Here is a 13626-nt window from a genome sequence, read left to right as displayed (position 1 = left end):
GATCGATCCTTGGATTGTTATTCTTTCCTTAATGTGAAAATGGTAACCTCGGGTCGGGCGTTGAATCTGATGGGAATGCTGTGTCCCAGTCCGCGGTTGATATATAATGTTCTGTCTCCGCTTATTTTCTTGATTCCTTTATCGTAGTTTTTATTCTTTACGGAAATAATCGGGGAGCCCCAGAAAGGAATTCTTACTTGGCCAGCATGCGTGTGTCCTGCCAGTATCCAGCCATTGTATCCATTCCAGCCGTCGAGGTCTGCGGCATCCGGATTGTGACATAAAACTAAACTGGCTTGAGATTGATCATAGTCTTTCATGGTCTTTACAAGGTCAAAGTTCGTTCCCCAAAAGTCATCTATACCGAATATTCTTAATCCTTGGGTTATTACGCTTTCATTTCTCAATACTTTTATCGAATATCCATTGAGTAGGCTAACGATTGAATCTGCCGCCGCACTGTCCTGAAAATTCTTTCCATAGTCATGATTACCTAGAATTGCCAATGTTTGAAGTTTGCCTTTTGGGACATCTTGCATGACTTCATCGAGTTGTTCTAAAGGGATTTTATTCTGGACAAGACGTACAAAGTCACCGGTGTATACCATGATATCGGGCTTTAATGCTCGGATTTCCCGAAAGGTTCTTTTTATAAAATCTTTATTCACATAGTTACCGATATGTATGTCCGAGATTTGGATCAACGACTTTCCTTCCAATGCTTCTGGTAAATGTTTTACAGTTAGATTGATCTGCTCGTATTTTACCCAATGTGGCTCGATTTTCCAGCTGTAAAAACCGAGCAATGCACCCATTACGAATAAATAAATTGCTATATGCTTTAATTTTCGCTTATTTTTCATAGCGCTAAATTAACTTTTCCAGTCAGATTTGCTAATCTTCATATTGAGGCTTTTCCAGGTTTCGTTGCCAATTGTTACTTCCGAAATAATATTTTCGTTAATTCGAAAACCTACGGCTTCATAACATCGGATTGCATTGTGATTCCAGTCATAAACGTTTAAATCGGCTATTTCATAATTGCCTTCAGTAAAAAGCAGCTTGAGTAGTTCATTTACCGTGCTTCTGCCGTAACCTTTATTTCGTTCGGAACTTTTTGCAATTAGGATGCGGCAAAGCCTTGGAATGTCCCGTTCGAAGCTTAATTCGCAGTGGCCGATAATTTCTTCGGTTGCTGTATCGATGATTTTAAAGGCGTTTCGCTTTGGGTCTTGAATGTATTTTTCAAGTTGGAAATCGGTAATCGGAAACGAAAAATACGGTCCTGCAAACTGTAATAGTTCCTCTGCTGATTGAATCCATGACTTAAAAAGCGGGAAATCTGATTTTTCGAATTGAAGTAGTGTTATCATGATTATTGTCTAGTTGCCACTCTGAAGGCAAATCAATTTAGAAAATTCTCGTGCCCGATCCTAAAGAAATTACTGAATTTTACGAAATTCGTGCGAAATATATTAAAAGAGTATTATGCCGCAGCTTATTTTAGGTACAATTATAGAAGCTCCTTTATCGGTTGTTTTTGACTTGGCACGTAGTATTGATCTGCATATGTATTCGACAAAGAAAACTGGGGAGAAGGCAATTGATGGGGTGACGACAGGATTAATCGAGGCAGGTCAGCAGGTGCGCTGGCGTGCAAGGCATCTTGGAGTAAAGCAAACATTAACTGTGCAGATAACAGCGATGGAAAAACCTCATTTTTTCGAAGATCGAATGACTCAGGGAGTGTTTCATTCGATGGATCACCAGCATATTTTCAAGGAACTGGAACATGGCAAAGTATTAATGCGCGATGTGTTCAATTTTAAAGCTCCTCTCGGGGTTCTGGGAAGGCTTGCAGAATGGCTATTTTTAACCCGATACATGCTGCGCTTTCTTGAAGAAAGAAATCAGGTGATCAAAGAAGTTGCTGAGTCGGGTGAATTCCAGGTCTATCTTCCAGTCTAGTTTCATTTGGGGGTAAACGATAGGTTGCTAGGTGTCGACTGTTGGTTTTAGCGAGAAGCATAGGGGCGAATTTTTCAACTGGATCACATTTAGCAGTTCAATGAACGATGATATGGGGATGCTCCGCTTTTTTTCTGAATTATCTGAAAACTCGTATGTGTTTAATGGTTTCTAGCAACAACAACTATCGTTGGATTTTCCTTCTGAAGTTGCTCCTGCAAGAAATCAAAAGCTCCTTTCTGATTCATGGTGACCTGATAGATTTTGTTGAATTCATTATAGAAATAGACGCGATAGCTGTTGGGCCCCCGGTAGTTTCTTATGATTTTTGTTTCAATGCGATGGATTTGACTAATTGGGATCTGTTTGTTTCCGATAAATGGGAAAAATAAAATTTCATTTTCACAAAAAAGATAAGGGGCAATAGCTGAAAAGATGCGGACTAGCCGTCTGCTATATTGTTGGTAGATGTAAAGATCATCGTCGTCTAGTTGCTGCAGTGCATGGATGAATTTTTGGTTTTTAATGTAAGCTATCCAACTCAACAGGCCGAACGCAAAGCCTAGGTAAACGAAAAGAAAGGATAGGGTAGGGAGCGATTTGTAAAAAAACGACAGCCTGTCTTCACTGTCCATCCATTTCTTGAAAAAAGCTGCCAGAAAAAATCCGTAACAAAAAACGAACAACACCAGGAAGACTCCAATTATCACATTGCGGGTTTTCCTGATTTTTATAAGTTCTGCTTTTAAGAACGATCTCATTACTGTGGGGGTGTTACTCATGGTTTGTTGGAAAAGCCTAAATATAATAAAAGCGTTTGTTTTGTTCTGCGCGAATTGGACTTTAACGGCTTTGGGTAGTTTTATTTGTAATGTTTTACTTAAGGTTATTCTGTTTATTTAGCTGTATTAAATCTTCTTATTGATTTATTTTGTTGTTTTTTGACGCTATTGGGTATACCGAAAGGGTTGTCTAACTCATTACATTCCAGTGCTGGTCCGATGCTGTGAAGGTTGTTTTAAGCTCGTTTTTTCTTCTCTTTTTCTTGAGTGACCGTAAGGTGCTTTACTCGGAGAAGATGTCTTAAATCGATTAAAAGAGGGCTAGAATTAAGTCGAGTGATTTGGATAGTTGGTCTTGGTCGCCGCAGATCCATTTAGGTGGGAGTTGCGTGTCTATGTAGCAGACAAGTTTTTTATATCATCCTATAGTTTTGCGAAAAGGTTATTATTACTCGTTTTAAGCAATTTTATTCAAATTGCGAGTAAACGGGTGGTTGTGTAGAGATATTGTCTTAGATCGAATTAAAATGGTGTTAAATCCGGTGTTTGCTTACTCTTAATGAAGTGGTCTTTGCAAATGGACTTGCTTGGGGGTGTCTAAACGTTTCGCATGATGTTGGTAGAAGCGCTAGAGAAATATAACAAAGTACATGTGCGCGCTCTGCTGCATGGATGCTCCTTTGGATAGGCGGACATCGTTAATGGCGGGAACTGTGACCTCGAACTGTACCATACACATGAAGAATTTAAAGATTGTGGTCTCCTGTATTTTTTTGTATCCAGCACTGGAGGGAATGCCCGCTTTGGCGCTATCCATGAATAGCGGAAAGGATGTGGATAAAATTTTATCCACATCCTTTCCGCTATAAAAACCAGGCTTTTCAAACCGTTTTACATGTGTTTTTTTTATTTATATAATCGATGTAATGTGTTGTTGTATAGATGTTAATTTGTGTTTTTTTTGATTTTATATTAAAAGATGTAAAATTGTACAAAAATAGTGTTATAGTCAGGAAATGATCCGTATTTTTTTGATTTAACCCAAAGGAAAGGCGTCAAAAAAGGAGCATTGTTGCCTTGGTATAGGCTTACAAAAAGCCTATTTCCTTGTTCAATGGAGTGGATTAAATAAAAAGTGAGGGTTACTTTCAGGGAGTTATATCGAGTTTGGTAGCGACCTTATAACAGGTTTAGAAATGGTCTTGGGTCGTCCTATTTCGCGTAATTTGAAGGGATTTCAATGATTTGAATAATTGAATAGCGGGACGCTTAAATGCGATATATTTTAATGTTTTGTAATTTTTATATTGCTTTTAATCAGTTGTTTTATGTAGATTATATCGATGTGTAGTTTATGTTTTGAAAAAGTTGATTTTGCGTCTTCTGGATTATTTTCAAAACGATGCTCAATAGAAAAAATGAAGGAAAAAGCTGAGGATTTAGCCTGTTAATCCAAGGAATTACCCGTGGTTTTATTAGGGTCGATATGGCTTTTCGTTAACAGGATTTTCCCTTTAATCAGGTCATCATTGAATTGGCCGACCGTTGTTTTTTGAAGCATTTCCGAGAGGTTATTGCGTATGCTTTTGAACTCGTGATGCAAGGGGCAGGGATATTGTTCGGAGCAGAATTCAAGCCCCATGCCGCAGCCGACAAATAGGCTTTCACCGTCGATCGCTTTGACGACTTCGGATAGTGGAGTGGACATATCTTCCCTGTCGAGGTAAAATCCACCACCAGGTCCCTTCATGGATCGAATGATACCTGCACGACTTAGATTCTGCAATATCTTGCCTAGAAAAGCTTCCGGAGAATGGATACTCTCTGCTATTTCTTTTATGCTCACGCGTTTATTTTCTTGGGAGCTTTGTGCGATAAAAAAAACTGCCCGTAGTCCATATTCACATGTTTTAGAAAAAATACCCATAATCTTTTTGCTTTTTGCAAATGTACAAAATCAAAAATAGCCATCCACCAATGATTAAAAATTAGGGATGACTATTTGATGAAGTGGGGTAGTGCAATTAATTTAGTTGCAATGATGCTGGACCAAATTCTTCGAAATGAATGTTCTCAGCGTTGATACCCTGATTGGTTAAATATTGGAAGTGCTTTTTGATAAATCCTGATGGACCACAGAGGTAATAGTTTGCCTCCTGTGGAAGATGCGAAGCATCTATTTTAGCGAGATCCACCCAACCCACAAGTACGTCGGCATCCGCATCCTGTGCTTCGTCATAGAAAGAAAAACTAGTTATGTTTTGATGTTGATTTTCCAATGTTTTTACTCTTTCTTTAAACGCATGTAAATCAGGGTTACGGCAACCGTGGATCCAAGTGATTGGTTTGTCTTCTTTCTTGTCAGCTAAATGCTCTAACATGGCAATTAATGGGGTCTGACCAACTCCACCACTAATAAATACATGTGGTTTTTCACTTTCGATAAGTTGAAAGGAACCTGTTGGTGCTGTGAGTTCCAGTTGTTTTCCAACTTCAAAGTATTGATGTATATAATTACTCACCATGCCGTCAGGCTTTCCCTCAGCAGCTTCTCTTTTTACCGAAATCCGAAGGTATTCTCCATTGCTCGCATCGGAAAGACTATATTGTCTTGGTTGATACAGGTGTAATTCGGGAAGAAATACACGTACACTTACATACTGGCCTGCCTCATGTTTTGGAAGTTTTCCTTGATCTGTTGGCTTGAGATAAATAGACTGAATCTCGGCAGTCTCAGATACCACTTTTACAATGGTGAATGGCTTCCAGCCCGTCCATCCACCGTCGTTCTGGATCATTTGATCATACATATCCTTTTCGATTCCGATCATCAGGTCTGCTAATTGAAAATAGGCAACTTTCCAGGCTTCAATCAGTTCTTCTGTTGCAGCGTCCCCCAATACTTCTTGAATGGAGGCCAATAGATGCTTGCCAACAATCTGATAATGCTCCGGACGAATATTGAGGCTACTGTGTTTTTGTCCAATATGTTTCACTGCAGAAAGAAGGACTGCGGGATTCTCGATATGCTCGGCATAGGCCAACACTGCCGTGGCCAACGCCGTTTGTTGTCGCGCATTTTGTTGGTTTCCCATATTGAAGATATGTTTAAGCTCAGGATTGTGGGCAAACATACGTTTATAAAAATAACTGGTCAGCGCCACACCATGTTCTTTTAAAACCGGTACAGTGCCTTTGATTAACTCTTTTTGTGCTTCAGTAATCATAATAAAATATTTAAATACCTTTTTATCTTTTATTTGATCGGAATAAAAAACAAAAAAAATCCACCTCGGCTACGAGGAATTTTGTAAACCTTGATAGGGTTCATTTGCAAGTGACTATCGGGTACAAAAATAGAAATTTATAATAAAAGACAAAAATATCTTTTATTATTTTTTATCTGTTGTTTGGTCATCACCTGATCGATTGAAAAGGTAGTATTATTATCAGCTCTGGCTATTCTAAGTTTATAGCGCTGGCTATTCCCAGGTTTTGAGGTTTTTAGGATAAAATGTCCATTCAGGGGTTTTTATAATATCCTGGTCTATATCGTACCAAGGACTAAGCGTGCTGTTGTTCCAATTGTTTAAAATTTGTATTTCTTGGGCTGGCATGTAACTTTGCGCGAGCAGCACGATTGTTTTTCCAGTACTGTCCTTAGCTAGATCAACTACAATGATTGCATGGCCAATGGGTGATCCCTTCTGGATAAAAGTATCTCCAATCTTAACTTCCTGAGTCGTTTTTACGCTGGGCAGCTCATCGTGTAACGAAGCTGTATTGGCATAGGCAAACACATATTCCAGGTATTTCCAATAGGTTGGGTAGGAGTAGTCTCCTTTTGCATAGTTTGTATACGCGTGGGGTTTGCTATCGGAAAGGAAGTTGAATTTGATATCCTTATACCGCTTTTGTTGGTATAAGTAATCTGCCCTGAGCCGCATTACAGCATCGGCGCATTGATGTAAATCGCGCTTTCCTATGTCTAGTTTCACAACACTATTGTAGATGTTATTTCTAGGTTTAATTTTTCCGTTATAATAATGTACCTCCTGGTCGATGGGATATAATGGAAGATTTTCGAGAAAATGTCCAAATTCTTCGACCCGGTAGGTAGGCCTTTTAAAGCCTTCTGGTAACAAAATGCGCGATTTGACCGTCATCCCATCGGGTTTGATAAACTGATTTCCGTCAGGTGCTATTGACTCAGTAGTTGCCGGATTCAAAGTTTTGTTATTAGGTGCAGCAACATTTGGCTGCCCACATCCACTGAAAACCTGACACGAGAGGAGTGGAATGAGTACATATATTGATCTCATATAAAAGTTTCTGAGCTAGTGTATTGCGTTTCATCGAATATACTTAAATTTAGATATAATTCGAAGTGTGAATCATTTGAAAAAATTAAGAAATTTTTAAGCTATTCATCAACTTTTTGGATCATTTTCTGATGTAGCTTAGCCGAAGTTAATAAGAATACGATTATGTCAGGAAAACAGATTTTTCAGACGTCAAGCAAAAAGCGCTGGTACGCTTTTTCATGGATGAGCAGAGCATTGGTGATTGGTTTGATCATTGGTGTTATCTGTGTGGTTTATACATTGGGAAAGATTCAGATTCCTCCTTTTCCAACAATTAATACCAACACAGCGTTGAATGAAAAGTCCACCGCCAGATTAAAAAAATCCAAACAATTTAAGGAGTTTACCATTGTAAAATCCGAATTGGAGAAGATTAAACGTGACCGGGAGCTGAAGCATTTGAAACATATTGGTACCAAAGATAGAATCAATATGGGGTTTTATGTCAGTTCTTGGTCTAATGAAGTCCGTGAGCAGTCTCTATCGGATCTACGCCGCAATATTGGTCATTTGGATATGGTGGCTATGGAATCCTTTTTTACTGTACCTAATCAAGACACAGTAGTAGATAAAGCGGATACCGCTGCACTTAAGGTCATTCATCAATATAAGCGCAAAGCTATCGCGCAGATTTCCAATTTCAGTGGTAATGATTTTGACGGGCAGACTGTAAAGGCTATTTTACTTAATCCGGATAAACAACAGCGTTTTATAGACGACATCCTTCTTAAAGTGAAGCGCAATGGCTTTGCTGGTATAAATATTGACTTTGAGAATTTACAGTTGGATGATCACAAGCCATTAAACGATTTTATGGCCCATATCTATACCATATTTCATACGGAGGGCCTGCTTGTCACCCAGGATATTTCACCTGAAAATGATGATTACGATCCCATTGCGTTACAAAAATACAACGACTATATTATTTTGATGGCTTATGATCAGCATTCTATTGAAAGTAATGCCGGCGCCATTTCACATCAGGCATGGGTTGAAAAAAATCTCGATGAACTTTGCAATAAGATCGATGCAGACAAGGTGATTCTGGCTTTGGCCTGTTATGGATATGATTGGCCAAAAGGCAGTGTTGGTAAGACATTGACTTATGATAACGCTGTTATTTTGGCGCATAATTACAATGCTAAGATTACTTTTGATCCCGAATCTGCAAATCTCAACTTTAGCTACAAAGATGGGACAGGGATGCATCATGATGTCTATTTTACAGACGCTGCAACCTATTTTAATCTTATCCGTAAAGCAGATGACTGGGGGCTGGCCGGTATCGCACTGTGGCGTTTAGGAAGTGAAGATACCCGTTTATGGTCATTTATTTCACGATCATTGGGTCAAGAAAACTTGAAAAAAGAACCCTTTGACTTTGGAAAGATAAGCCAGATCAATGTCGGGGGTATTCAATATATTGGGGATGGGGAAATTTTGGACTTGGTCAATAGTCCCGCTCCGGGGGAAGTGAAATTCACTTACGACCCATCAACGCTTATGGTTCAGAATCAGGAGTATGTAAAGACGCCAAGTAATTATGTAATCAAACGCTTTGGAGAAAGAGATAATACTGTAGTTCTGACCTTTGATGACGGTCCCGATCCTACGTATACACCACAAGTATTGGATATCTTAAAAAAGGAACATGTTCCCGGAGCTTTCTTTCTTGTTGGTGTTATGGCTGAGAAAAATATGGATCTGGTTCGTAGAGAATATCAAGAGGGACATGAACTCGGTAACCATACCTTTTTTCATCCTGATATGTCTACAATAGGCCCAAATAGGGTTAAGTTTGAACTGAATGCCACCCGAAAAATCATCGAATGTATAACCGGTCATAGTACAATTCTTTTCCGGGCACCTTTTAATGCTGATGCCGAGCCACAGACTGTTGCCGAAATTCTGCCTGTTGCTCAGAGCCGGAAAGAGAACTACATCAATATTGGAGAGTACATTGATCCCAACGACTGGTTACCCGGCCGTACGGCAGATGAAATCTATAATGAAGTCATCAAACAACGCGATAATGGGAACATTATTCTATTACATGATGCCGGAGGCAATCGAGAAGCGACTATAGCCGCCTTGCCGCGTATTATTCATTATTTTAAATCTCACGGTTATAAATTTGCGAAGATTGGAGATTTAATGGGAAAAAAACGTGATGAATTGATGCCCCCTGTAGAAAATGCTTCCGATTCGGGATTTAGTGGATCTTCCAACCGCTTGTTCTTAGGAACATTGTTTTACGGTAACATCTTCCTTAACTTGGTTTTTTCCATTGCAATTGTATTGGCAATTTTTAGAACAGCAATGATTGCTTATCTGGCAATCCGACAAAAACAAAAAAGTAAAAAAGAGCGATCTCAATTGGTTGTGGAACCTCGGGAAAAGGTAAGTGTGATCATTCCTGCCTATAATGAGGAAATAACAGTGTTGGCGACGATAAAAAGCCTGTTGAATTTGGATTATCCCAATTATGAATTGATTTTTGTTGATGATGGATCGAAAGATAAAACTTTTGAGATTGTCAGTAAGGTGTATGGCGATCATCCTAAAGTAAGGTTATTTACAAAACCAAATGGGGGGAAAGCGTCTGCGCTTAACTATGGTATCCAACAATCCGAAGCACAGTTTGTGCTTTGTATCGATGCCGATACACAACTGAAAACAGATGCGTTAAAACAGTTGATGAAATATTTCAATAAACCTCAGGTCGGCGCTGTTGCGGGTAGTGTTAAAGTGGGAAATGTGCATAATATATTGACACATTGGCAATCGATCGAATATATAACCTCACAGAATATGGATCGGAGAGCGTTCGATTTGCTCAATATGATATCGGTCGTACCAGGAGCAATTGGGGCCTTTCGTAGATCTGTTATTTTGGAAGTGGGCGGATTTACAACAGATACATTAGCGGAAGATTGTGATTTAACCATGCGTATATTAAGAGCGGGTTATACCGTGCGAAATTCATCTGAAGCAATCGCTTATACGGAAGCGCCCGATACGGTCGGGATGCTCTTCAAGCAACGTTTCCGTTGGAGTTTTGGTGTGTTGCAAAGTTTCTGGAAGAATAAACAGACCCTGTTGAATCCCAAATATGGCTATTTTGGCATGGTCGGAATGCCTAATATTCTGATTTTTCAGATTATACTTCCTTTATTTGCTCCCTTGGCCGATATTTTTATGTTATTCTCTCTGGTGAGTGGTCTTTTCTCCTTAAGCGAGGTAAATGGTATCAGCTGGACGGGAATTGCAGGATTATTTTCACTGCATAACGGTTTTGGCCAAGTGATGTTTTATTACTTCCTTTTTGTATTCGTGGATATGTTCTTTGCAGGTATTGCCTTTAAAATGGAAGGCGAGAAGCTTAGCAATTTAATTTATTTGTTTCCGCAACGTTTTTTCTGGCGTCAACTGATGTACTTCGTTTTATTCAAGTCTGTCAGAAAAGCCATTAAAGGTGAATTGAATACCTGGGGTACCTTGAAACGGACAGGGGGAGTAAAGCAGGTAACAACAAGTGAATAAGAAGCCGGTAACAACAAGTGAATAAAAAACAGGCACGTGCATGAGCTAAACGATAGCGATCCAATGTGGTTCCTTCGTCGGATCCTACACTAGGATCACTATCGCCAGCCCGCCAAAAAGTATACCGAGATTTTTAATTGACCTTGAGAATAAGTACTTTCAACAAAAAAAGCAACAATAATGAAGATACTTTCCGCTCAGCAGATGCATAGGGTTGATGGTGAAACCTTAGAGGATCAAAAAATCAGTAGTCTAGACTTGATGGAACGAGCTGCAACAGTTGTTTTTGAGGAAATTAAAAAGCTTCATCCCCGATTGGAGTACAGTACCTTTTTCATCTTCTGCGGTAAAGGAAACAACGGCGGCGATGGCTTGGTGTTGGCTCGTCTGTTAGATCAACAACAGGCCCAAGTCAAGGTTTATTTAATGGATGTGGAGGATTACTCCGCTGATAATCTTGCCAATCAAAAGCGTTTACCCAATCATATCATTCAAAAAGTTGCTGCGGAAGACCAGATTGCTATCCCTTCCGATGCAATCGTACTGGATTGCCTGTTTGGTTATGGATTAAAGCGTGCACTAACAGCAGACTGGATTGGACTTATTTCTAGTATAAATGGATGTGCTGCAAGGATCTATTCCGTCGATATGCCTTCTGGATTACTGGCAGATAAAAAGACTGCTGCAGATGTTCAAATAGTAAAGGCAGATTTGGTTTATACCTTTCAGTTCCCCAAGATGGCCTTGCTGCTGCCCGAAAACCAATGGTATGTAAAAGACTTCAAGGTATTGGATATCGATCTTAGCCAACGAGCAATTGAAGCGGCAGAAACCAATCTTTTTTATGTCGACGAGCCGCTTGTCAGGTCCTTTTATCGACAACGAAGGAAATTTGATCATAAGGGAACATTTGGTCATACCCTGATTATTGGCGGAAGTAAAGGTAAAATGGGGGCCGTTCAGCTTGCGTTAAAAGCGGCTCTTCGAGCGGGCTGCGGTTTAGCTTCCGCTTATGTGCCTGACGGTGGTAATACCATCTTACAGACTGCTGTGCCCGAAGCGATGGTGATGACAGATCCTGAGCCGGATTTTATTAGCCAATTCCCGGCCATCGATGGCTACCAGTCTGTGGGGGTCGGAATCGGCATGGGAACAGCGCCGAATACAATTGATGCGCTAAAGGTATTTATAACCCGTGTTAATGATACCTCTTTGGTATTAGATGCTGATGCTTTGAATATTCTTGCCCGCGAACCGGATCTCTGGGCTTTTGTTCCAGCGCACAGTATATTGACTCCACATCCCAAAGAACTTAGCCGGATATTGGGTGCTTGGCAAGATGATTTTGAAAAGATTGAGAAAGTGAAAGTCTTTGCGCGTAAACATCAGTTTTACGTGTTAATAAAAGGGGCCAATAGTACGATGGTTATGCCTGATGGGCAGGTGTATTTCAATAGTACAGGCAATGTGGGAATGGCGACGGGGGGCAGTGGCGATATCCTGACGGGGATAATTACCTCCTTGCTTGGACAGGGCTATTCTTCCAAAGAGGCTTTAATTATGGGGGTATATATCCATGGGCGCGCGGCAGATATTGCAGTAAAAACGATCGGCACCTATTCCTTGTTACCTTCGGATACCATTAATCATCTTTCCGACGCATTTATCTCTTTAGAAAAAGGATTATGATAGATTGGTACATTGAACAAGTCTTTGCTGCCCGGACCTGGAAACTTCGAAAAGAGGTTTTCTCTCCCGAAGGTAAGCTGGCTGAAGTGATGTTGGATGGCGATTTTGAAGCGACGCATTTTGCGGCCTACGATGGAAACGAAGTGGTAGGCGTGCTGAGCCTGATTAGTTCAGGTGATACTTATACAATCCATTTCCTTGCCGTTGCCCCAAATCTAAGAATGAAAGGAATAGGGACCGCACTATTGCGTTATGCACGGCTTTTTATCCATACATTTGATGGTAAATATCTTCTTGCAAATGTGACCGGCGACCAGCAACATTTTTGGACAAGTAATGGATTTGTCCTTCTAAAACAGCATGAAGACACCGTCACCTATTCATTATCTATAACAGATGATCCTATACATTAACTGTAAGTGGGAAGATAGTGTAAGCGGGAAGATAGATCCTTTTCCCCATAAATGTGACCTATGTTATCCCCTGTGACCTGTGTTATCCCTACAGATTTTCATCGTAGGTGATCCGATCCGCTTCGGTAATGTTACGTATCACCCGGCAAGGATTGCCTGCAGCTACGACATCCGCTGGTATATCTTTTGTGACGACCGATCCAGAACCAATGACCGAATTTTTTCCGATTCGCACGCCAGGGTTGACGACAACATGTCCACCGATCCAAACATTATCTTCGACAATGATCGGCAAAGCAAATTCCCAACCTTGATTTCTTGCTTCAAAATGGAGGGGATGACCAGCTGTAAAGAGGCTTACATTGGGCCCAAATAATACATTGTCACCTATGGTAACCGGCGCGCCGTCTAAAATCGTACAATTATAGTTGCTGTAAAAGTTCTCACCAATAGCAATATTATAACCATAATCGCAACGAAAAGGAGGTTCAAGAAAGAATCGAGTTCCCGTCGCTTTAAACAGTTTTTGAATGATCTGTTTTCTGAATTTCAGTTGTTTAGGCTCCGAATCGTTAAATCGCTTCAGTTCTTCTTTTGCGTATTGTCTTTCCTTAAATAATTGCCCCTCCGAATCTATATAGGGAAGTCCGGCAATCATTTTTTCCTTTGCTGATTTCATTCAATGCCCGTTTTTCTGTAACAAACTTAGATAAATTGATTTTTAAAAGCAATAGCAATCTACGCGTTGTGAATCTAGGATATTGAGCGCTCTTATTTCGCATAATCAAGCCCCTGTTTTCTACTAAGCATAACCAATGAATACCCTGTTTTCCATTAAATTATCCTGTTTTCAACAAATGGACA

Annotated in this window: 12 protein-coding genes; 5 read left to right on the top strand and 7 right to left on the bottom strand. The window is 40.0% G+C overall.

From position 1 onward, the window contains the following. Positions 1 to 17 precede the first annotated feature (17 nt). Positions 18 to 863 (bottom strand): metallophosphoesterase, encoded by an 846-nt coding sequence (locus GVK91_RS19785; protein ID WP_159730996.1) that lies wholly within the window; start codon positions 861 to 863, stop codon positions 18 to 20. A gap of 9 nt (positions 864 to 872) precedes the next feature. Further along, positions 873 to 1373, bottom strand: coding sequence for a GNAT family N-acetyltransferase (locus GVK91_RS19780; RefSeq protein ID WP_153846383.1), 501 nt, complete (start codon positions 1371 to 1373; stop codon positions 873 to 875). A gap of 115 nt (positions 1374 to 1488) precedes the next feature. Here GVK91_RS19780 and GVK91_RS19775 point away from each other — a divergent pair, with 115 nt between their 5' ends. Next, positions 1489 to 1968 carry an SRPBCC family protein gene (locus tag GVK91_RS19775; protein WP_159730994.1) on the top strand — a complete coding sequence of 160 codons (480 nt, stop codon included), beginning with the start codon at positions 1489 to 1491 and terminating at the stop codon, positions 1966 to 1968. Between the two features lie 161 nt (positions 1969 to 2129). On the opposite strand, the gene GVK91_RS19770 is transcribed toward GVK91_RS19775, so the two are convergent. Continuing rightward, positions 2130 to 2603 carry a hypothetical protein gene (locus tag GVK91_RS19770; RefSeq protein WP_159730992.1) on the bottom strand — a complete coding sequence of 158 codons (474 nt, stop codon included), beginning with the start codon at positions 2601 to 2603 and terminating at the stop codon, positions 2130 to 2132. A gap of 884 nt (positions 2604 to 3487) precedes the next feature. On the opposite strand from GVK91_RS19770, the gene GVK91_RS27670 reads away from it, so the two are divergent. After that, the gene (locus GVK91_RS27670) at positions 3488 to 3619 is read left to right on the top strand and encodes a hypothetical protein (protein WP_262885294.1); all 132 of its coding nucleotides are present in this window, start codon (positions 3488 to 3490) and stop codon (positions 3617 to 3619) included. A 578-nt stretch (positions 3620 to 4197) separates the two neighbouring features. Here the strand turns inward: GVK91_RS27670 and GVK91_RS19765 are convergent. From GVK91_RS19765 to GVK91_RS19755, 3 genes are all read right to left on the bottom strand, one after another. Next, positions 4198 to 4677, bottom strand: a complete 480-nt coding sequence (locus GVK91_RS19765) for an Rrf2 family transcriptional regulator (protein WP_088162157.1) — start codon at positions 4675 to 4677, stop codon at positions 4198 to 4200. 97 nt (positions 4678 to 4774) lie between these two features. Beyond that, a complete protein-coding gene (gene hmpA / locus GVK91_RS19760) occupies positions 4775 to 5977 on the bottom strand; it encodes an NO-inducible flavohemoprotein (RefSeq protein WP_227550204.1) in 1203 nt (400 codons plus the stop codon). 255 nt (positions 5978 to 6232) lie between these two features. Then, on the bottom strand, positions 6233 to 7072 hold the full coding sequence (locus GVK91_RS19755) for a DUF4846 domain-containing protein (protein WP_159730990.1): 840 nt from the start codon (positions 7070 to 7072) through the stop codon (positions 6233 to 6235). A 165-nt stretch (positions 7073 to 7237) separates the two neighbouring features. Between GVK91_RS19755 and GVK91_RS19750 the strand changes: the two genes are divergently transcribed. From GVK91_RS19750 to GVK91_RS19740, 3 genes are all read left to right on the top strand, one after another. Beyond that, a complete protein-coding gene (locus tag GVK91_RS19750) occupies positions 7238 to 10660 on the top strand; it encodes a glycosyltransferase (protein WP_159730988.1) in 3423 nt (1140 codons plus the stop codon). 180 nt (positions 10661 to 10840) lie between these two features. After that, positions 10841 to 12349: an NAD(P)H-hydrate dehydratase gene (locus tag GVK91_RS19745; protein ID WP_159730986.1), complete on the top strand. Its 1509-nt coding sequence runs from the start codon at positions 10841 to 10843 to the stop codon at positions 12347 to 12349. Further along, positions 12346 to 12762 (top strand): GNAT family N-acetyltransferase, encoded by a 417-nt coding sequence (locus tag GVK91_RS19740; protein WP_153846377.1) that lies wholly within the window; start codon positions 12346 to 12348, stop codon positions 12760 to 12762. Before GVK91_RS19745 ends, GVK91_RS19740 begins: the two co-directional genes overlap by 4 nt. 88 nt (positions 12763 to 12850) lie before the next feature. Here the strand turns inward: GVK91_RS19740 and GVK91_RS19735 are convergent, their stop codons facing one another. Then, complete coding sequence (locus tag GVK91_RS19735; protein WP_159730984.1) at positions 12851 to 13441, bottom strand: sugar O-acetyltransferase; 591 nt, start codon at positions 13439 to 13441, stop codon at positions 12851 to 12853. Positions 13442 to 13626: the final 185 nt, after the last annotated feature.

This window comes from Sphingobacterium sp. 18053 (genome assembly GCF_902706145.1).
Taxonomy (GTDB): Bacteria; Bacteroidota; Bacteroidia; order Sphingobacteriales; family Sphingobacteriaceae; genus Sphingobacterium; species Sphingobacterium paramultivorum.
Note: the sequence above shows the minus strand (reverse complement) of the source record. Positions and strands in the feature narration are given on the sequence as shown.